21 protein-coding genes and 1 tRNA gene are annotated in these 20559 nt (G+C 35.4%); 7 read left to right on the top strand and 15 right to left on the bottom strand.

Annotation, left to right across the window (positions count from 1 at the left end; translation table 11 throughout):
* Nucleotides 1-29 precede the first annotated feature (29 nt).
* Nucleotides 30-1670, top strand: coding sequence for an NAD+ synthase (locus R2Q59_RS11750; protein WP_316785630.1), 1641 nt, complete (start codon nucleotides 30-32; stop codon nucleotides 1668-1670).
* Between the two features lie 85 nt (nucleotides 1671-1755).
* Here R2Q59_RS11750 and lspA read toward each other — a convergent pair whose 3' ends face one another.
* The 5 genes from lspA to rsmI form a co-directional block, all read right to left on the bottom strand.
* A complete protein-coding gene (gene lspA, locus R2Q59_RS11745) occupies nucleotides 1756-2268 on the bottom strand; it encodes a signal peptidase II (protein WP_316785629.1) in 513 nt (170 codons plus the stop codon).
* 4 nt (nucleotides 2269-2272) lie between these two features.
* A complete protein-coding gene (locus R2Q59_RS11740) occupies nucleotides 2273-2779 on the bottom strand; it encodes a hypothetical protein (RefSeq protein ID WP_316785628.1) in 507 nt (168 codons plus the stop codon).
* Nucleotides 2764-4374: an apolipoprotein N-acyltransferase gene (lnt, locus tag R2Q59_RS11735; RefSeq protein WP_316769099.1), complete on the bottom strand. Its 1611-nt coding sequence runs from the start codon at nucleotides 4372-4374 to the stop codon at nucleotides 2764-2766. Before lnt ends, R2Q59_RS11740 begins: the two co-directional genes overlap by 16 nt.
* 126 nt (nucleotides 4375-4500) lie before the next feature.
* Nucleotides 4501-5142: a PH domain-containing protein gene (locus R2Q59_RS11730; protein ID WP_316769097.1), complete on the bottom strand. Its 642-nt coding sequence runs from the start codon at nucleotides 5140-5142 to the stop codon at nucleotides 4501-4503.
* Nucleotides 5142-5864, bottom strand: a complete 723-nt coding sequence (gene rsmI, locus R2Q59_RS11725) for a 16S rRNA (cytidine(1402)-2'-O)-methyltransferase (RefSeq protein WP_316769095.1) — start codon at nucleotides 5862-5864, stop codon at nucleotides 5142-5144. The genes R2Q59_RS11730 and rsmI overlap by 1 nt, the downstream gene beginning before the upstream one ends.
* 97 nt (nucleotides 5865-5961) lie before the next feature.
* Here rsmI and serS point away from each other — a divergent pair, with 97 nt between their 5' ends.
* Nucleotides 5962-7233: a serine--tRNA ligase gene (gene serS / locus R2Q59_RS11720; protein ID WP_316769093.1), complete on the top strand. Its 1272-nt coding sequence runs from the start codon at nucleotides 5962-5964 to the stop codon at nucleotides 7231-7233.
* Nucleotides 7234-7436: 203 nt separating this feature from the next.
* Here serS and R2Q59_RS11715 read toward each other — a convergent pair whose 3' ends face one another.
* The 8 genes from R2Q59_RS11715 to R2Q59_RS11680 all read right to left on the bottom strand — a co-directional run bounded on the left by R2Q59_RS11715 (nucleotide 7437) and on the right by R2Q59_RS11680 (nucleotide 15309).
* Nucleotides 7437-7751 (bottom strand): hypothetical protein, encoded by a 315-nt coding sequence (locus R2Q59_RS11715; RefSeq protein WP_316769090.1) that lies wholly within the window; start codon nucleotides 7749-7751, stop codon nucleotides 7437-7439.
* Between the two features lie 163 nt (nucleotides 7752-7914).
* Nucleotides 7915-8616, bottom strand: coding sequence for an SIMPL domain-containing protein (locus tag R2Q59_RS11710; RefSeq protein ID WP_316785627.1), 702 nt, complete (start codon nucleotides 8614-8616; stop codon nucleotides 7915-7917).
* Nucleotides 8617-9137: 521 nt separating this feature from the next.
* Complete coding sequence (locus tag R2Q59_RS11705) at nucleotides 9138-9659, bottom strand: GNAT family N-acetyltransferase (RefSeq protein ID WP_316769086.1); 522 nt, start codon at nucleotides 9657-9659, stop codon at nucleotides 9138-9140.
* Between the two features lie 160 nt (nucleotides 9660-9819).
* Complete coding sequence (locus tag R2Q59_RS11700; RefSeq protein ID WP_316785626.1) at nucleotides 9820-10506, bottom strand: DUF1080 domain-containing protein; 687 nt, start codon at nucleotides 10504-10506, stop codon at nucleotides 9820-9822.
* A gap of 96 nt (nucleotides 10507-10602) precedes the next feature.
* Nucleotides 10603-11205: a lipoprotein signal peptidase gene (locus R2Q59_RS11695; protein WP_316769082.1), complete on the bottom strand. Its 603-nt coding sequence runs from the start codon at nucleotides 11203-11205 to the stop codon at nucleotides 10603-10605.
* Nucleotides 11205-11588 carry a TraR/DksA family transcriptional regulator gene (locus tag R2Q59_RS11690; RefSeq protein WP_131551110.1) on the bottom strand — a complete coding sequence of 128 codons (384 nt, stop codon included), beginning with the start codon at nucleotides 11586-11588 and terminating at the stop codon, nucleotides 11205-11207. Before R2Q59_RS11690 ends, R2Q59_RS11695 begins: the two co-directional genes overlap by 1 nt.
* 79 nt (nucleotides 11589-11667) lie before the next feature.
* Nucleotides 11668-15063, bottom strand: coding sequence for an isoleucine--tRNA ligase (ileS, locus tag R2Q59_RS11685; RefSeq protein WP_316785625.1), 3396 nt, complete (start codon nucleotides 15061-15063; stop codon nucleotides 11668-11670).
* A 3-nt stretch (nucleotides 15064-15066) separates the two neighbouring features.
* Complete coding sequence (locus tag R2Q59_RS11680; protein WP_316785624.1) at nucleotides 15067-15309, bottom strand: hypothetical protein; 243 nt, start codon at nucleotides 15307-15309, stop codon at nucleotides 15067-15069.
* Nucleotides 15310-15343: 34 nt separating this feature from the next.
* On the opposite strand from R2Q59_RS11680, the gene R2Q59_RS11675 reads away from it, so the two are divergent.
* Nucleotides 15344-15604: an isoleucyl-tRNA synthetase gene (locus R2Q59_RS11675; RefSeq protein WP_316769074.1), complete on the top strand. Its 261-nt coding sequence runs from the start codon at nucleotides 15344-15346 to the stop codon at nucleotides 15602-15604.
* On the opposite strand, the gene R2Q59_RS11670 is transcribed toward R2Q59_RS11675, so the two are convergent.
* Together R2Q59_RS11670 and R2Q59_RS11665 are read right to left on the bottom strand one after the other, a co-directional pair.
* Nucleotides 15601-16056: a GNAT family N-acetyltransferase gene (locus tag R2Q59_RS11670; RefSeq protein ID WP_316769072.1), complete on the bottom strand. Its 456-nt coding sequence runs from the start codon at nucleotides 16054-16056 to the stop codon at nucleotides 15601-15603. The genes R2Q59_RS11675 and R2Q59_RS11670 overlap by 4 nt on opposite strands.
* Nucleotides 16057-16062: 6 nt before the next feature.
* Nucleotides 16063-18417, bottom strand: coding sequence for an efflux RND transporter permease subunit (locus R2Q59_RS11665; protein ID WP_316785623.1), 2355 nt, complete (start codon nucleotides 18415-18417; stop codon nucleotides 16063-16065).
* A gap of 161 nt (nucleotides 18418-18578) precedes the next feature.
* On the opposite strand from R2Q59_RS11665, the gene R2Q59_RS11660 reads away from it, so the two are divergent.
* The 4 genes from R2Q59_RS11660 to R2Q59_RS11645 all read left to right on the top strand — a co-directional run bounded on the left by R2Q59_RS11660 (nucleotide 18579) and on the right by R2Q59_RS11645 (nucleotide 20144).
* Entirely contained in the window at nucleotides 18579-18926 is a 348-nt protein-coding gene (locus R2Q59_RS11660; RefSeq protein ID WP_316769068.1) for a diacylglycerol kinase family protein, read from the top strand.
* 2 nt (nucleotides 18927-18928) lie between these two features.
* Nucleotides 18929-19654: a DNA repair protein RecO gene (recO, locus tag R2Q59_RS11655; RefSeq protein WP_316785622.1), complete on the top strand. Its 726-nt coding sequence runs from the start codon at nucleotides 18929-18931 to the stop codon at nucleotides 19652-19654.
* A 95-nt stretch (nucleotides 19655-19749) separates the two neighbouring features.
* Nucleotides 19750-19824 (top strand) — tRNA-Val (locus tag R2Q59_RS11650).
* Nucleotides 19825-19892: 68 nt separating this feature from the next.
* Nucleotides 19893-20144, top strand: a complete 252-nt coding sequence (locus tag R2Q59_RS11645) for a GIY-YIG nuclease family protein (protein WP_316785621.1) — start codon at nucleotides 19893-19895, stop codon at nucleotides 20142-20144.
* Nucleotides 20145-20559 lie beyond the last annotated feature (415 nt).

The following is a 20559-nucleotide window of genomic DNA, read 5'->3' as shown; positions in this document are numbered from 1 at the left end:
CAAATCTCATATCTCAGTACGCAAATCCAATGAAAATAGCACTAGCCCAATTAAATTATCACATCGGTAACTTCGAGAATAACACTAAACACATTATCGAGAATATTTCTCTAGCTAAGGAGAAAGGAGCAGAAATTATAGTTTTTGCAGAACTGGCAATTTGTGGCTATCCTGCTCGGGATTTTTTAGAGTACACGGATTTCATCACCCTGTGTGAAAATGCGGCACAAGAAATTGCTAAACATTGTGTTGATATAGCCTGTATTGTTGGGTTGCCAATTAAAAATCCTTTGATTGAAGGAAAGGATTTGTATAACGCAGCCTATTTTATAGCTGATGGAAAAATTCAGAACATCGTTAAAAAAGCACTGTTGCCAACTTATGATGTATTTGATGAGTACAGATATTTTGAGCCCAATACGAAATTTGAATGTGTTAACTATAAAGGAAAGAAGATTGCTTTAACTATTTGCGAAGACCTTTGGAACATTAATGATAATCCGTTATATGTTTCTTGTCCGATGGATGAATTGATTAAAGAATCGCCAGATGTGATGATAAACATTGCTGCTTCTCCTTTCAATTATCGCCATGACGAAGACCGTATTCAGGTATTAGCTGATAACGCGAAAAAGTATAAACTTCCACTTTTTTATGTAAACCAAGTTGGCGCACAAACAGAGATTATTTTTGATGGCGGTTCTTTAGTTTTTGATGAGGCTGGAGAAGTAAAGGCAGAAATGAAATATTTTGAGGAAGACCTTCAGGTATTTGACTTAGATGAAATTCAAAATGTAAAAAATAAATATCCTGCAGCAGAAAGAGCAAGTGATATTAGTCAGATTCATGATGGATTGATTTTGGGCATTCAAGATTACTTCAAAAAATCTGGTTTTAGTAAAGCAGTTTTAGGTTTGTCTGGCGGAATTGATTCTGCTATAGTTTGTGCCTTGGCTTGCAGAGCATTGGGTGCAGAAAATGTAACGGCTGTTTTAATGCCTTCAAAATATTCGTCAGACCATTCTGTAAAAGATGCTTTGGATTTGGTTAAAAACATTGGCTGTAAACACGAAATTATCGAGATAAAAGAAGCTGCAAATGCTTTTGATAATATGCTGGCAAAACCATTTACTGGCTTAGCACAAAATTTAACAGAAGAGAATATCCAAGCCCGTTGCCGAGGAATTATCTTAATGGCAATGTCAAACAAATTCGGCTACATCTTATTAAATACTTCAAACAAAAGTGAGTGTGCTGTTGGTTATGGCACTTTATATGGCGATATGTGTGGTGCAATTGGGGTAATTGGCGATGTATATAAAACTCAGATTTTTGAGATGGCTAGGTACATTAACAAGGATGGCGAGATTATTCCAGAAAATACAATTGTTAAACCACCATCGGCTGAATTAAGACCAGACCAAAAAGATTCTGATTCGCTACCTGATTACGATATTCTAGATAAAATCTTATTTCAGCATATAGAAATGCAAAAAGGTTCTAAAGCCATTATTGCTCAAGGATTTGACGAAGCTTTAGTGAAACGAATCTTGAAAATGGTAAACCTAGCAGAATTTAAAAGGTACCAAACTCCACCAATTTTGAGGGTATCTCCAAAGGCGTTTGGTATGGGTAGGAGAATGCCAATTGTAGGGAAATATATGGATTAAGGGCAGACACGTGACGCTGAGATTAATTTTCAGCATCACTAATGCAAGTCAGACCCTGAAATAAATTCAGGGTGACGAAGAGACATTAGCCTACATCTTCAACCTTAGCCGGAACTTTTCTTAGAACTGAATTAACTAATAAAATTCCTATACCAATCATTATGGAAACATCAGCGAGGTTAAAGATTCCTGTTCTAAATAAGCCAAAATCTATATGAAGGAAGTCTGTTACCGAACCGTAGATAATTCGGTCGTAAACGTTGCCAATTCCTCCGCCAATTAAAAAGCACATTCCAATTTGTATAGTTCTTGGCAAATTGATTTTATAAAGCAAGTAGAACAAAGCATAGCCCAAAACAATAATGGGTAAAATACTTAGCAGGATGAATCTAACCGCATCTGGTAAGTTGTTGCCAGCACTCAAAAATGCACCAGTGTTTTCTACCTTGGTAATAATAAAATGGTCTTTGATGATATTGATGTTCTCATTGTAATCAACTTTATTTCTTATGATAGACTTTGATACCTGGTCGCAACCGATATTTAAAGCAATCATTGCAAGCAGTAAAACTATTCTTAAATTCTTTTTATTCTTCATCTGCTTAGTTCATAGTTCTATTAGATTTTGGTATTACTAGCTTAGAACTAATTTCAGGAAACATTTTTCTTAATTCTGTTTCTTGTGTAGTTCCTGTATCTAAGAAATACCAGTTTTTACCAGCATCATAAGAAATGCAAAATAAATAACTATTAGAGTGAATTGTTTTCCCTCCAAATTTCATATCTAATATTTGCGGTACAATAGCTTGAATGTCTTTTGGAGATTTGATAGTTTGAACAACCTTTCCTATGTTTATTTTATCAAATTGCAAGCCTTGCTGCTTCATTCCAACCATTGTTTGTTTAAGCGTGGATATAGCTTTTTCATTGCCACCCATCATTTTAACAATTTTTGGATGCGTGTATTTCATTAATGTCTTATAATCTCCTTTTGATACTGAAACAGCCATTTCATTAGCTTGTTTATAGAGAATATCTAAATAGACTTGAGCTTTTAAGTTGGCGGTTAATCCAATTAGTAAGCAGATGAAAATTAATTTTTTACCCATTTTTTGTAAGGAATAATTAGTGCTAATAAAACTGCCAATATCGAGCAAATTTTTGCCAAGATATCGCCACTATTAACGTAAGTAGTTATGTTATCGTTTAAGTTGATGTTTTCTTTTAAAGCAGTTCTTGTCCACCAAGTAGATTTTTGAGTGATATCTCCCCGCTGATTGATAAAACCAGAAATACCAGTATTTGCCGAGCGAACTACCCATCTACGAGTTTCAATTGCCCTTAATTTGGCATACAATAAATGTTGGTCTTTGCCTGATGTATTTCCCCACCAACCATCATTGGTGATGATGGCAATAAATTGAGCGCCGTTTTTAACAGATTCGCCAATCCAACTTCCCCAAAGGGATTCATAACAAACTACAGGAGCAACGCCAATTCCACTTTGTGAATAAAATACACCGGGTTTTTCTTGCCAACCCCAACCAGAAACGCTACCACCTAAACCTTCAAAAACTGGTGCTAAGAATGAGAATATTTTCGGAAAAGGCATCTTCTCTACACCAGGAACCAGTTTAGATTTATGGTAAAACTCAACTTCGGCAGAATTCTCTACCTGCATTGCTGTATTATAATTGTCGAAGTACATTCCATTTTCAGGATGTTTTTTTGCAGAAACAGTAGCTTTATCATTATACCATTTTACACTTTCTATTCCGGTGATTAATGTTCCGTTTTTGTACTTACTTAAAAATTGCTGTGCATTTAAAAAATCTGGATTGCTACGAATTTTATCTTCATCGGCATATCGTGGTATGGCTGTTTCTGGCCAGATAAAATATTCGGTATTTACTTGCGCTACAGAATCTGATAAATGAGTTAGTATTTGCAGTTGTTCATTAGTAGAAACGGAGCCATACTTATCATAAGGGTCAATGTTTGGCTGAACCACCACCACGTTTACAGGAACAGATTTTTCTTTGTATTGGTTATATTGATATAAAGAAAATCCGATAGGTAGAATAATTACCAGGGCCCAGCTTGCAGTTAGTTTAACTTTTGTAATTGAATTTCTTTTTAATGCTTTATAAGTTTCAAAAGCTAAAATGTTGCTTAGTAAAATCCAGATAGAACCACCATAAACACCTGTATACTCATACCATTGCGCTAGTTGATGCATTCCTGCAAAACCGTTACCTAAAGTCATCCAAGGGAAGGCTAAATCCCAACTTTGGTGTAAGTATTCCATCGAAATGTAAAAGCAGATTAGGCCTACATAAGCTATAGTCGGATTTATTTTAGTTCTCAATTGATAATAAAGCCAAAAGGCGAATGTCATTAATAAAGCGCCTAATCCGAATGGAATTAATGAAACTGGAATAGCGATTAACCAACCATTGTATGCTTTTATTGCATTATAAACCCAATAGATACTTGCTGTGTTCCATACCAAAAAAGCTAGACCAGCAGTTAAGAAAACTTTTTTGCCAGTTTTCTTTTCTTTTAAGTCGATTACATTATCCAATGCAATAAACAGTGGAACTAAGCCTACTAAAAGTAATGGTGCGAACCAAATATGAGGGGGCCAAGCTAGCCACATTAAAAATGCGCTAAGTAAGGCTAAGAGATAGTTTTTCTTGTTCATGTACATTATGCGTCATTGCGAGTCACGACTTCTCGTGACGAAGCAATCTTTCATTCAATAGGTTTTGTTAATTTTAATTGCAAGAAAGATTGCTTCGTCGTTCCTCCTCGCAATGACGATTTTTTGCTACAAACTATCTAAAATAGCCGATTTTTTGCTTTCGTATTCTTCCTGAGTAATCAATTGTTTGTCGTAAAGTGTTTTTAATTTTCTCAGTTTTAAAGTAGTTTCATCTTCTGCTTCTTCAATTTGAGGTTGAGGAATAACAACCGCTTCTTCAATTTCAATTGGTGCTTCGAATATACCTTGAGCAGGAGGAATGTTTATCGCTGAAGCTGTAGCACGATTCTCCTCTAGTTTCTGTTGCCTAGTTAATTCTTTTAAAGCTTCTAACTGCTCATTTGCTGCTTGATGCAATTTTCTAGCTTGAACTTTCGGGATAAACTCAGTAACAATGTTTTCGCCATGCTGAGGCACACAGATAAATTTAGAGCCGAAAAACTCTTCTTTAAACGAAACCTCTTTTATGTTTTTCCAAGAAATATCTTTAAAGTTCATGGTTAAACCTAAATTCCCTGGCTCACAATAAAAAATACGTTTGTTACTAATGGCGATGCTATCTGGCAACAAGTTTACAGCAGGTTTCTTTTGTACCGCTAAGTATAAAAGCTCTTCACCTGTGGTTAATAAATCATTTAATTTCCCAATTACCTTTTCTACAGCCTTTGGGTCTTGCTCGTCACTTAAAAATCTATCTATTTGGTTCATTATTTTTCTTGTTTGTATTTGTCTTTATTCTTTGATTTTTCTTTACTCACTTCTCTACCAGCAACACAAATTACGAATTCTCCTTTTAATATATTGTTTTCGAAATGTGATTTTATTTCTATTACTGTACCTCGAACAGTTTCCTCATAAATTTTAGTGAGTTCTCTACTCACAGATGCCTGTCTATCTTCTCCTAAAAACTCAGCAAATTCCTCCAATGTTTTTAATAACCGATGCGGACTCTCATAAAAAATCATCGTTCTTTCTTCATTTGCCAACAACTTTAAACGTGTTTGTCTACCTTTCTTAACGGGAAGGAATCCCTCAAAAACAAATTGATCGCTAGGTAAGCCAGAGTTAACCAAAGCAGGCACAAAAGCTGTTGCTCCTGGCAAACAATTTACTTCTATTTCATTTTTTAAAGCTTCTCTCACTAGAAAAAAACCTGGGTCGGAGATAGCTGGAGTTCCTGCATCTGATACTAACGCCACATTTTTACCTTCCTTTAAAAATTTAATAATTTCAGAAGTAGCCTTGTGTTCATTATGCTGATGATGTGAATAAGCCTTTTTATCGATGCCAAAATGTTTAAGCATCGGGGCGCTTGTTCGAGTATCTTCAGCCAAAATCACATCCGCCTCTTTTAAAATACGAATAGCCCTAAAGGTCATGTCCTCTAAGTTTCCAATTGGCGTAGGTACTAGATATAATTTACCTTGCATAAGTTGTGAGTTGAGAGTTGTGAGTTGTGAGTGAGTTTTTCCAAACTCAATGCTCCGAACTCCAAACTCTTGGTTATCTTTGTAAAAAAATAAAATAATGCTGCAAGTTAACTATATCCGCGAAAATAGAGAGAAAGTTTTAGAGCGCCTTAATGTGCGTAATTTTAAACAACCCGAATTGGTAGACCAAATCATTTCCATAGATGAAGAACGTCGCCAAACTCAAAATTCGTTAGATAACCTTTCGGCAGAAGCAAATAGCGCTGCAAAACAGATTGGCGAATTAATGCGCAATGGAAAAAAGGAAGAAGCGGAAGCAATAAAAGCTAAAACAGCTTCTAATAAGGATAGCATTAAAACACTTGGTGATAAGTTAACCGAATTGGAACAAAACCAGTTTAATTTACTTGTTCAGTTGCCAAATTTACCTCACGACTTAGTAAAACCAGGTACTACACCAGAAGAGAATGAAATTGTTTTGGTACACGGTGAGCCTGCAAAATTACCGGCAGATGCAAAACCTCATTGGGAGTTAACGGCTAAATACGATATCATCGATTTTGAGTTGGGCGTTAAAATTACTGGAGCTGGTTTCCCTGTTTATAAAGGAAAAGGAGCTCGTTTACAACGTGCATTAATTAACTTTTTCTTAGACGAAGCAATTGCTGCTGGATATAAAGAAATGCAAGTTCCGCATTTGGTAAATGCCGCATCTGGTTTTGGTACAGGACAGTTGCCAGATAAAGAAGGACAAATGTATCATTCGACTGTTGATGATTTGTATCTTATTCCAACTGCAGAAGTTCCAGTTACCAACCTTTACCGTGATGTGATTTTAAAAGAAGAAGATTTACCAATTAAAAACACGGCATATACACCATGTTTTCGTCGTGAGGCAGGTTCTTACGGTTCACATGTTCGTGGCTTAAATCGTTTACACCAATTTGATAAGGTAGAACTTGTTCAAGTTACTCATCCCGACCGCTCTTACGAAACGCTTGAAGAAATGAGTACTTATGTACAAGGTTTATTGCAGAAGTTAGGTTTACATTATCGTGTATTGCGTTTGTGTGGTGGCGATATGGGCTTTGGTTCTGCCATGACTTATGATATGGAAACATGGAGCGCATCTCAAGAACGTTGGTTAGAAGTTTCTTCGGTTTCAAATGTGGAGACTTTCCAAAGTAACCGTTCAAAAATTCGTTTCAAAGGCAAGGAAGGTAAAACGCAATTAGCGCATACCTTAAATGGAAGTGCATTAGCTTTACCAAGAATTGTGGCTTCAATTTTAGAAAACTATCAAACTGAGAATGGGATTGTTATTCCTGAGGTATTGAGAAGATATACTGGGTTTGATATTATAGATTAATCTGAATCGTCATTGCGAGGCACAGCCAGTCCCGACTTTTCGGGAAAGCAATCTTAAAGCGCTGTGCCGTAAAAAGATTTTTCAAGTGAGATTGCTTCACGCTGTGAAAAACAGATGCTCGCAATGACGAAATCTCTAAAAACTAAAAAGACTTCCGATGTAAAATCGGAAGCCTTTTTCTATATGATAGGATTGTGTTTTTATTACAAGATTAGAATCAACAATAAGATAATGATTATAATTGCACCAACCGAAAGGTAAACGCCGCCAGACATTGCACGAGCTTTATCTTTCATTTCTCTTAACTCTTTACGCAACGCTTTTTTCTCATCTCTAGTTAAGTTAGATTTATCCATTTTACGGATTTCCTCAACTCTGTTTACAATTTTATCAAACTGAACTTTTTGCTCAGCCGTCAGTTCTGTTTTTGGTTCTTTTTTGTTGTTTGCTGCCGAAACATTTGTTGTACTAACTGCTAACGTAAAAACTAGTACTAGGGAGTAAATAAATTTTTTCATGATTATAATTTTTAAGGTTTGTATTTCAATATAAACAAAAAACCTACCAAATTGATTTGGTAGGTCTCTCTTTTTTTTAAAATCGCCTTAATTTTAATGCTATTAAGCTTTTGATAAAACCACAATTATTATATTCTTAATAGTTGTCTAGTGAATTGGGCAGTTACTTAATTTCAAAAACTGTATTTACTACATAATTCAGTTTAATTTTTTTGAAATCTAATTCAGGAGCTGCAGCCCCGCTAGCATCTTCAGCTTTCATCATCATAACATTTGCTCTGTACATGGGCTGAGGATATGACTCATTATTTACTTCCTGAATATCAATTACCCCACCTAATTTCTCTCCTAAAGCTTCAACCATGTATTGCGCTTTTTCTTTGGCAGCTTGCAAAGCTTTAATTTTCAACTCTTTTTTAAGCGCTGTAATTTTCGAATAGTCATAACTTTCAATACTGGTCGATGAAATTCCTTTTGGGTCAACAGCACCAATAATTTCATTCCATTTATTCAAGTCGCTTACTTTTAAACGGTATTGTTTGCTCGCTAAAAAATCAGGGTTTTTCTTTTTCTCCGTTACATAATTGTAGCTCGACACATTATTTACCATTAAATCTTCTTTCGCAATACCTGCTTTTAAAACCGCATTGTAAAGCTGATTTTCCAATTCAGTAATCTCTACTCTTTTTTTGCTATTGTTATCTTTTAAATACTCCTTCAAAGAAATACTTAAATAAATAATGTCTGGCGTAACTTCAGTTTCTGCAGAACCACTAACGGTTATCTTCTTTCTTAAATCTACTTGTTGTGCCATTACACTCATACTAAATAAGGCAACGATGGCTAATGTTATTAAACGTTTCATAATTATTCTTTTTGTGTGTTTAGGTTAGATGTAAAAATCATACCAATTCCACATAGCAAATTTCATTTTTGATTTAATGTGCACATTTTCAAAAGCTTAGTTTGTAATAAAATTTTTATATTTTTTGAAAAGCAGGGTTGGTGCTGCTATTTAAGAATAGTCCTACTGTCCGTTTTACTTCGCTAGCAACCGAAAAGGTTGCTGCTGCGTGCTCACTTCCATCAGGTTTATGAAACTTAGGTTTTTGCTACTATGAAGGGCTTTCTTGCACTGTCCTTAAATTCTAGACCCGACAGCAGTGTAAATCCTTTTATCCCTAAGTTACTCAGTGGGGTAGGGATAAAAGATTGGAACGCCCGCCTGCCGGACGGGCAGGAATGGCGGGACTAACATTAATTGGTGCACTGTAATTGCTCTTCTATAATAGAGAATCAATTTATTTCGGCTTTGAGAACTCCTGCCGAGCAGCAAGGAGATTGCCATAGCCGATGAAGAATCGGCTTCGCAATGACGCTGAAATACTAAGCGGGCTTATCTACTTGATAAACAAAATTAGTTTTAACAGGTTCGCCATAATAGGCGACGTCAAGTGTGCCAGTCTTTTTAGCGCCAAGTTTTTCTGTAGCTTTTTGAGAGCGAAAATTGGTTTCTCCAATGTGTAAAATAATTTTGTCTACAAATTGAAAAGCATAATCGAACATTAATTTTTTTAGTGCTTTGTTATGCCCTTTGCCCCAGTAATCCCTGCCAATAAAAGTATAGCCAACGGCAACAGAATTATTTTCTTCATCTAATTCATAGTATCTCGAACTGCCTATTACATTTCCCGTTTCTTTTTCTGTGACTAAAAAAGCACCTTTCGATTCCATAGCTCCCTTAAAGAAATTCTGAAAGACTTCTCTTTGGTACCTGTTTTTATTTGGATGCTGCTCCCAAACCAATGGGTCAGACGCTACTTTATATAATTTCTCAAAATCATCTTCCTGCAAAGGAACAATTTTTATCAATTCATTTTCAAGCGTTAGTTGTAAGTCGAAATTCATCTTAAATTTATTTTGTTAAACACCCCGGTCTTCGACCACCCCTCTAGAAGAGGGGAATTAAGTACGCCATTCCCCTCCTTTGGAGGGGTGCCCATAGGGCGGGGTGGTTATTGAATTAAAGTAACTTGTTTATAATTTGATTACTCACTATTAATTATAATTATTTACTCAACTTTTTAATCGGTTTCAACATTAATTTTTTGAACTCAACTTCAGAACCTTCGGCTTGTAAGGCAATCTGACCTTTATCTACAGTACAGTTTGTTCCTTCGTTAACTAAAACACCATTTACCCAAACTTTTACACTGTTTTTATAACATTCAATCACCATAGTATTCCATTCGCCTAATGGTTTTTCTGTGCCATCAGTTAGGTTTTTAATTCTTCTGGCCTTATTTCCGTTAACTCCCCAAGTGTCTTTTGGTCCGCGACGAGCTTCCATATCAGGCACAGTAATGTCTTCTTCAATACACCAAAAATCTCCAGCATCTTGGTGTTGCATTTGTACTTCTAATGATTTCGGAAACATTCCGTATAAAGCTCTTGGAGTCGAAGCGTGAACCAATACACCGCAATTACCTGGTTTTCCTGCAAAACGATATTCAACCTCTAAACGATAGTTTTGATAAACTGCATCAGTAATTAAATGGCCTCTTGGGTCACCTAAGCTTACCAGCATTCCATCACGAATTATAAAGGAAGGTTTAATATTTGGGTCTTTATCCTTTGCTGGAACATCGCTGTGCCAGCCAGCCAATGATTTGCCGTCAAATAAGCTTTTTTGTGCAAAGGTTAAGGAAGTGCTAATTAAAATGAATAGTGTAAGAATTAGGATTGATTTCTTCATCAGTTTTAGATTTGGTTATAAATCAAATATAATCATCTAAAACAAAAAAGCCATCCCGAATAATCAGGATGGCTAAAAAAATTAAAATTATTTGTTCTAATCTTCTACGGTTTCATTATTAATTCCAATTTCATCTTTGACCTCTTCCTTAAAATAACTTTTTTGGAAGATTAAAATAGCAATCACACCAACAGAAATCGCTGCGTCTGCTAGGTTAAATACCGGACGGAAAAATTCAAATGGTTCATTTGCCCAAAATGGAAACCAAGATGGAAATGTACCTTTTATGATAGGAAAATAAAGCATGTCAACTACTTGACCATGCAGCCAACCAGCGTAGCCATAAATTTTGCCATAAAATACAGAATCGATGATGTTTCCAACGGCACCTGCAAAAATTAAGGCAACGTTTAAAATTAACCCACGGTGGTATTTGTGTTTAATTAGATGGTGTAAACCGTATCCGATACCAGCAACAGCAAAAACTCTAAATAAAGAAAGTGCTAGCTTACCAAATTCGCCACCAAATTCTAATCCAAATGCCATACCGTTATTTTCGGTAAAGTGGATGATGAACCAGTCGCCTATAATTTTAAACTCTTGTTGCAGGCTCATATTGGTTTTAACCCAAGTTTTTGAAGCCTGATCAGCAATAAGTACTAAAATTATAAGTATTAAGGGTTTAGTATAGCCTTTCATTAACCTTGTTTCAATTTAGCTTCCATGCTTAACGTTGCATGAGGTACAGCACGTAAGCGTTCTTTCTGGATTAATTTTCCAGTCTCTCTGCAAATTCCGTAAGTTTTATTTTCGATACGTACTAAAGCTGCCTCTAGGTTATCGATAAATTTCTTCTGACGAGCAGCTAGCTGATTGATTTGTTCTTTTTCTAATGTTGCAGAACCATCTTCTAAGGTTTTGTAAGCACCAGAAGTATCTTCAGTTCCATGAGAATTTGGACTGCTTAATGACGAAGTAAGTGAAAGAAACTCTTCTCTTGAACTTTTTAATTTTCCTTGGATTAGCTCTTTAAATTCTTGTAGTTCACTGTCTGAATAGCGGGTTTTTTCAGTTTTTTCCATTTTATTAATAATTTTCTTTTCGGTCTTAGTTTATACATGATGATTTATCCACTAAGTACAAATCATTTGGTTCCTTACTTTATTGTTTAGCAATCAAAAGTTGTAGTTCAACATCTTCGATTACGATTTTGTTTCCATTATCTATTGTGTCTGACAATATAATATCATCCGCTAAAATTTCTGCGCAAATGTAGGCTTTGTTTTGCGCTACTGCATCTGCTATTAAATTATCATACTGTAAATTTACAGTAATGCGGTCTGTTACCTCAAAATTTAACTCTTTTCTGAAATTCTGAATTCTATTAATCAACTCTCTCGATAATCCTTCCTGTTTCAACTCTGTTGTAATGCTAATATCTAAAGCCACTGTTAAGTTGCCCATATTAGTCACTTGCCAGCCTGGAATATCTTCTGCGATTATCTCAACGTCACTTAACAGTATTGAGTATTGGGTATTGAGTATTGCGATTGAACCTTCTTTTTCAAACTTTGCTAAATCTTCTTGGGAAATATTGTTAATCGCTTCTGCTACCAATTTCATATCCTTACCAACTTTAGCACCTAAAGCTTTAAAGTTTGGTTTTACTTTTTTCTTGATAAAACCAGCGGTATCTTTTATGAAATCTATTTCTTTGATATTGGTTTCTGATAGGATTAAATCTTTAACCAAATCAACTTTAACTTGGAAATTATCGTCTAAAACTGGGATTAAAACCTTCGCCAATGGCTGACGAACATTGATGCCCATTTTCTTTCTCAACGATAAAACCATCGAAGAAATGTTCTGCGCTAATTCCATTCTCTCATTTAAATCGTAGTCGATTAACGTTTCATCAACTTCGTTCCAAATAGTTAAGTGAACAGATTTTGCAGTATGAACGTCTGGATTTGCTTCTGTTAATCTGATGTACAACCAATCTGCAAAGAATGGAGCAACTGGGCTCATGATTTGAGAAATGGTCATTAAACAAGTGAACAGAGTTTCGTAAGCGGCTTTTTTATCTTCCGTCATTTCGCCTTTCCAGAAACGACGACGAGACAAACGGATGTACCAGTTACTTAAGTGTTCATCAACAAAAGTTTGAATAGCCCTAGCGGCCTTTGTAGGCTCGTAAGCTTCGTAACTTTCATCAACTTCTTTTATTAATGTTTGCAATAAAGATAAAATCCAACGGTCTAATTCGCTTCTTTGAGCAATTGGTGTTTGATTTTCTAAGTCGATTTCAAACTTGTCGATATTTGCATAAAGTGCAAAGAAAGAGTAGGTATTATAAAGCGTTCCGAAGAATTTACGACGAACTTCATCTAATCCATCAAGGCTAAACTTCAAGTTATCCCAAGGTGATGCATTAGAAATCATGTACCAACGCGTAGCATCGGCACTATAAGTATCAATTGTGCTGAAAGGGTCAACAGCATTGCCTAAACGTTTAGACATTTTGTTGCCGTTTTTATCTAACACTAATCCGTTAGAAACCACATTTTTATAAGCAACACCTAAGTTATTTACGTGTTTGTTAATGGCTTTAATTTCATCGCTACTTTCGCTTAACATTACAGCGATGGCGTGCAAAGTAAAGAACCAACCACGAGTTTGGTCAACACCTTCAGCTATAAAATCTGCTGGGTAAGCATTTTCAAATTCTGCTGCATTTTCAAAAGGGAAGTGCCATTGTGCATAAGGCATTGCCCCACTATCAAACCAAACATCAATAAGATCTAGTTCGCGAGTCATTTTTTCGCCTTTGGTTGAGGTTAAAATCACATCATCAACATAAGGACGGTGCATATCTTTTAGCTCAAAACCAGCAGGCATAAAACCAGCATCAATTGATTTTTGGATTTCTGCATTCAGCTCTGCTATAGAACCAATACATTTTTCTTCCAAGCCATCTGCTGTGCGCCAAATTGGTAATGGCGTACCCCAATAACGAGAACGAGATAAATTCCAGTCAACCAAGTTTTCTAGCCAGTTGCCAAAACGACCAGTTCCAGTAGCTTCAGGTTTCCAGTTAATGGTTTTATTCAGTTCCACCATTTTCTCCTTAACAGCTGTTGTTTTGATAAACCAACTATCCAATGGATAATATAAAACTGGTTTATCTGTACGCCAGCAATGCGGGTAAGTGTGAACGTATTTCTCTACCTTAAAGGCTTTGTTTTCTTCTTTTAATTGGATGGCTAACTCAACATCAACAGATTTTTCTGGGGCATCTCCATCTGCATAATATTCGTTTTTAACGTATTTACCGCCATAATTACCACCCAAAGCCGCGATGAATTTTCCTTGTAAATCTACCAAAGGAACGGCGTTACCTTTGTCATCTAACACCAACATTGGTGGAACTTCTGGCGTTGCCAATTTTGCTACTCTAGCATCATCTGCACCAAAAGTAGGAGCAGTGTGAACAATACCGGTACCATCTTCCGTAGTTACGAAATCTCCAGAGATTACTCTAAAAGCATTTTCTGGATTTTGGTATGGTAATGCATAAGGCAATAATTGTTCGTATTTGATGCCCGCTAAATCTGCGCCAACAAATTCGCCTAATATTTGATAAGGGATTTTTTTGTCTTCAGCTTTGTAGTTGGTGAAATCTTCATCAGCTTCTGCTAAAAAGTATTTACCAGCAAACTGCTTGCCTACTAAAGCTTTTGCCAAGATTACTTGGATGGGCTCAAAAGTATATTGATTGAAAGTTTTAACTAAAACATAATCAATTTTTGGGCCTACTGTTAAAGCAGTATTACTTGGTAAGGTCCAAGGTGTGGTTGTCCAAGCTAAAAAGTGAACCGTTCCGAATGCTTTTAAAGCTGCAGGTAAGGTTTCATCAATTGCTTTGAATTGGGCAACGATAGTAGTGTCGCTTACATCACGATAAGTTCCAGGTTGGTTTAGTTCGTGAGAACTTAACCCAGTTCCTGCAGCAGGCGAGTAAGGTTGTACAGTATATCCCTTGTATAAATATCCTTTTTCGTAGAACGATTTTAAAATCCACCAAAGTGTTTCGATATATTCATTGTGGTAAGTAACGTAAGGGTTTTGCAAATCAACCCAATAACCCATCTTTTCGGTTAAGTCGTTCCAAACATCAGTATAGCGCATTACCTCCTCTTTACAAGCAGAGTTGTATTCTTCGACTGAGATTTTCTTGCCTATATCGTCTTTGGTAATGCCTAATTTTTTCTCAACTGCAAGTTCAATTGGAAGACCGTGAGTATCCCATCCGCCTTTGCGTTTAACTTGATAGCCTTTAAGGGTTTTGTAACGGCAAAAAATATCTTTAATAGCACGAGCCATAACGTGATGAATGCCAGGCATTCCGTTTGCAGAAGGCGGACCTTCATAAAAAGTAAAAGGCTTAGCTTTTGAGCGAGTTGAAATGCTTTTTTCAAATATCATTTCATCTTTCCAAAACTTAAGTATTTCTTCTCCTATTTTAGCTAGTTCTAAAGTTTTAAATTCCCTATACATCAATCAAGTATCTTCAAAAATTAAAGGATGCAAAGCTAAGGTTTTAGAATGAATTTTGGTAGTTTTGAAGTCAATTTGTTTCATGGAAAAACGACTAAAAATCGGACTTATTTTTATGGTTGCCGCAGTGTTATTAATGCCTGTAGCAATTTTGCTTAAAAACACCTCAGAATCGCTAACAATCGGGGTGCTTATTTTTACAATGTTATTAGAACTTATTGGGTTAATCTTTGTTATTATGAGCATATTAAAGAGAAAGAAAATCTAAAAGCTCAAGATTATGATAAAGGTTTTAAGGCTAAGGAAAGGTGTTATTGCGATAGTTTTAGGAATTATTTTTCTTATTGCTGCACAAATTATGAGCAGCAAGCATATTGATGGTAGTAATATTGTGCTTGGTTTTTCTGGAGGATTTTTAATCTTGGGTTCTCTAATATTCCTATATCCTATTTTATTTGCTAAGAAAATAGATAATGAAGGTGAGGAGGTAGAATTAAAACCCGCAGCTAAAGAACCATTAGATGGCGAAAATGTAGCCTAATTAGTTTTATTTTCGTTTACTTTTTTCCAATCATTAGCTGTCATCTCAAATTTCACTTCCCCTTTTCCGTGTGTTCCAATTACCTTCCAACCTGCTTTTTTGTAGAATTGTTCGGCTCTAGTATTTGGTGAAGTGCCAAGCCAAACATTGGCGTTGGTTTGATTGAAATACCAATCTAGCATAATGTCGTGAAGTTTTCTTCCAAATCCTTGCCCTTCAAATTTAGGAGATAAAAATAATGCCCAGATGTTGTTTTCTTTTAAATCTACTATTGAAAAACCTACTATTTCATTCTGTGTTTCACATACCCAACCTTTACCACGATTTAAGATATAATCTTCTACGTCTGCGTCTGGCACTAAATTAGGGTCGGATAAAGTGTTTTCCTTAACCGAATTTCTTACGATTTGAATCTGTTTAATGTCTTCTACAGTTGCTTCCCTAAAAATCATTTTAATTTAGTGGTCAATTAAATCTTCATTTTTAGCTGCTTCTTCTGCAGGAATTAATTTGCGAGTTTTCTTTTTATCCAACCAAAGCATTAAAGCTGGCAATAAAGTTAAATTGAAAATCAAGGCAACAAATAAGGTTATCGACAATAATAATCCTAAAACTACTGTTCCTCCAAAGGTAGACGCAGTGAAAATCCCAAAGCCAAAAAATAAGATTAAGGCAATGTGGGTCATACTTACTCCAGTTTCTCTAATGGTATCTGAAACAACTTTTGTAACACTGTAATTGGTTAAAGTTAGCTCTTGTTGATACCTAGTTAGGAAATATATTGTCTGGTCAGAAGCCAAGCCAAAGGCGATGGTAAATATCAATATTGTTGAAGGTTTCAAAGGGATATTGAAAAAACCCATCAGCCCTGCTGTAATAACTAAAGGCACAATGTTTGGTAACAAGGATATAAACATAATGCCCAAACTTTTAAATTGAGCTAAGCGTAAAAGCGAAATTAATATGATGGCAAGGCCGATACTTTCAAACAGGTGTTTTAATAAATAATCAGTTCCTTTAGAGAATATAATACTTGAACCAGTTAATTGAACATCAAATCTTTTTGGAGTAAGTATAGAATCGATACGAGGTTTTAGTTCTAGTAATATCGCATCAAGTCTCTTCGAGCCAATATCAGCCATTTGGAAACTTACACGAGCTGTTTGTTTATCCTTGTCTACAAAGTTCGTTAGCATATTGCCATTGCCTTTTCCGGAGTTGGCAGCATATGCTAAAATGAAATTTTTCTCAATATCTGTTGGCAGGCGATAGAATGCAGAATCGCCATTATAAAATGCTTGAGACGCATATTTCAATCCAGTATTTAATGAAATTGAGCGAGAAAACTCTGGATAAGATGCAATCATCCTTTCCATTTTATCAATTTTATTGAGGGTAGAAATGCTTAAAATTCCGTTTTTCTTTTTGGTATCAACACTGATTTCCAGTGGTAAAATACCTTCAAAATTCTTCTCGAAAAATTTTAAATCCGTTAAAATTTGAGAGTTTTTTGGTAAGTCATCAACGACGTAACCATTGATGTTAATCTTGTAAATACCAATAAATGAAACTAGAGAAATAATAAATGTAAGCACATAAATAAGCACGCTCTTATTTTGAACAAGCAAATCTGTTTTTTCTAATAGCTTATCTAAGAAATTAGGAACGTGAGGCGTATTTGCCTTTCCTTTTGGCATTGGCAAATAACTAAAAATGATTGGGATTAAACACAAGCACATTAGCCAAGTAAACATCACATTTAGTGCTGCAACGCTTCCAAATTGCATTAATAATTCGCTTCCTGTAAAGTATAAAACGCCAAAACCAATGGCAGCAGTAACGTTTGCTATTAACGTGGTTACAGCAATTCTTTCAATGGTAATGCTTAATGCTTTTTGTTTATCGCCGTGTTTTTTTAGCTCTCCATGATATTTGTTCAATAGCAAAATACTATTCGGAATACCTATAATTACAATCAATGGTGGTATTAGTCCTGTTAAAATAGTAATCTCATAGCCAAACAAAACTAAAGTGCCAATGCTCCAAATTACACCCATTATTACAACTAGGATAGGGAAGAATACAGCATAAAAGCTTCTAAAGAAAATTAATAATATTAATGCTGAAACTAAGATGGATAAGCCTAAGAAAAGTACAAATTCATTAGAAACAAGCTTACTTGTGGCAGTTCTGATAAATGGTAAACCAGATTTATGAATTGGGATATTGGTGTTTTTAGCAAAAGCATCTGCCTTTTCTTCAATCTCTTTTAATATGGGATTTCTGTTAACAGAGTTTAATATTTTTGGGTCGAAAGTGATGGCCATTAAAGTAGCATTACTTTCCTTGTTAAATAATAAGCCATTGTAAAATGGCATTCCTTGTATTTTTTGCTTTATCGAATCCATTTCTGTATCCGATTTTACAAATCCACTTGGAATTGGGCTAACTACAAACTTCTGGTTAACGGTGTCTTTTTGTAATTCGAATAACTTACCGATAGACAATACACCTTTTATTCCTTTTAATTTTTGGATATCATCCGTTAGTTGAATCCATTTATTGTAGTTGTCTTTTTTATAAATATCGGCACTTTGAACACCTAATACCATTACACTTCCATCTTCGCCAAATGTTTTCTTGAAGGCATTATATTTAATAAAGACAGAATCTGTTAAGGGTAAGATTTTCGCCCCCGAATAAGATAGTTTCAGGTTTTTGGCGTGGTAAGCCATAAATACGGTGGCAATTAGGAAAAAAAGTACGAGAAGTATTCGGTTTTGAAGTATAGCTCTAGAGAGTTTAGCCCACATAATCAACTGCTGTTTAAAAAAGTAAAGAAACTATAAAAATGGCTGATTGCAAAATCTATGTCTTAATTTGTGTTAAATTAAACACTAAACGAGGATTATTGTTTGTTCAGTAATAAATGAACAATATTCGATTTAATTATTTTGATGTATTTTAGCCTTAAATGAAGAAGTTTTTCAAAGGTTTTGTTTATTCTTTTCAGGGCTTAGCCTATGCTTTTAGAACTCAATTAAACTTTAGGGTTCATTGTGTAGCAACAGTTTTGGTGGTGCTTTTAGGTTTGTACTTTAAGCTTAGTTCAAATGAATGGTTATGGATAACTACTGCGATTGCTGTTGTTGTCATTTTAGAATTGGTAAATACTGCCATAGAAGTTTTAGTTGATTTAGTTTCTCCCGAGCAAAATCCTAAAGCTGGTGCAATAAAAGATGTAGCTTCTGCTGCGGTTTTAATTGGCGGATTGATGGCATTGATAATTGGGTTAATTATTTTTGTGCCGAAACTTGTTTAGTAATGCTGCATAAAACCCGAGGAATTGTTTTAAAAACTACACTGTATAGCGAAAGTAGTGTGGTTGTTCAGGTTTTTACTGATAAGTTTGGTATCCAATCTTATTTAATAAATGGGGTAAAAAAGCCAAAGGCGAAAATACCAATGAATATATTGCAACCATTACATTTATTGGATATGGTTGTTTATCATAAAATGAATACTCAAATACAACGCATAGCAGAAGCAAGACCTTCGCCTGTATTTCGTTCTATTCCTTATCACGTGATTAAGAATACCATTGTTCAGTTCTTGAATGAAGTATTGTATAAAAGCATCCGTCAGCAGAACGCGGATGAAAATCTATTTGATTTTATTTACAATGCCATTAGCTGGTTCGATGAAACCGATGAGCCTAGTGTGAATTTTCATTTAGCATTTCTATTAAAGCTATCTAGGTTTTTGGGTTTCGCACCTCATTCGCAAACTCGAAACGACCAAAAATACTTCGATTTACAAGAAGGAGACTTTACTTCGGTGATGCCAATTCATCCATGTTTTATGGACAAAGTAGATGCGGATTGGTTTTTGTTGCTATTTAATACGCCATTTGAAAAAATATTTGAAATAAAATTAGACAATATAACTCGTCGCTTTTTATTAGATAAAATATTGGTTTACTATACTTTACATACGGCTTCGTTCGGACAAATTAAATCCCATCAGGTGTTAGAAGATGTTCTTTCTTAAAAAAAGTGAAAATATTTTTGCAAAACAGATAGAAGACACTATATTTGCATTCCCAAAACGAAGGAAGGATTTCATTTTGCAAGGGAAAGAAAAAAGGGAGCTTAGCTCAGCTGGTTCAGAGCACCTCGTTTACACCGAGGGGGTCGGGGGTTCGAACCCCTCAGCTCCCACTTAAGTTAAAAGCCTTTCATTGCAAAATGGAAGGCTTTTTTTATGCTCAAAAAAGCTATATTTAGGTATGTTCTACCTTTATATCTTGTATTCAAAAACCCGCGATAAATACTATGTTGGCTCAACTGCTGATTTGGAGGATAGGTTGAGAACACACGACTCAAACCATTCTGGTTTTACTGGTCACACTGGAGACTGGGTCATTGTTTATAAAGAACTCTTTGAAAACAGGGAAGAATCGTATGCTAGAGAAAGAGCAATTAAGAAATGGAAAAGCAGGAAGTTAATTGAAAAGCTGATTAGCTCAGATTGTTCATAGCATCCCGACATTTCAGTCGGGAGTGTCGGGGGTTCGAACCCCTCAGCTCCCACTTAAGTTAAAAGCCTTCCATTGCAAAATGGAAGGCTTTTTTTATTCCTAAAATACTTAACTACCTATTTCTTAATAGTTGATTTTTATTCGAAGCGCAAATCTTGTGCATTACTTTAAACGGCAGTCCTGCTTTTCGCTTTACTTCGCTACGCTTCGTGTTCGCTGCAATCAGGGCTGAAATTAAAGCTAATGCAAGTAAACCGTAAATAGTTCCATAAACCCTGCGTAAAATAAACCTGATAGAACGAATGCTGTTTTTCACAGCAGCAGAGATAGCAGGGCTAACCCTTAGCTATGGGCAGCTGAATTTGCTTTTCAGAAAAGTATAGTTATCAAGAACTCTTTGATCGCAGGAACGCAG

The organism is Pedobacter frigiditerrae (assembly GCF_032678705.1).
Classification (GTDB): Bacteria; Bacteroidota; Bacteroidia; order Sphingobacteriales; family Sphingobacteriaceae; genus Pedobacter; species Pedobacter frigiditerrae_A.
The sequence above is the reverse complement of the archived record's forward strand: the minus strand, read 5'-3'. Positions and strand labels throughout refer to the sequence as shown.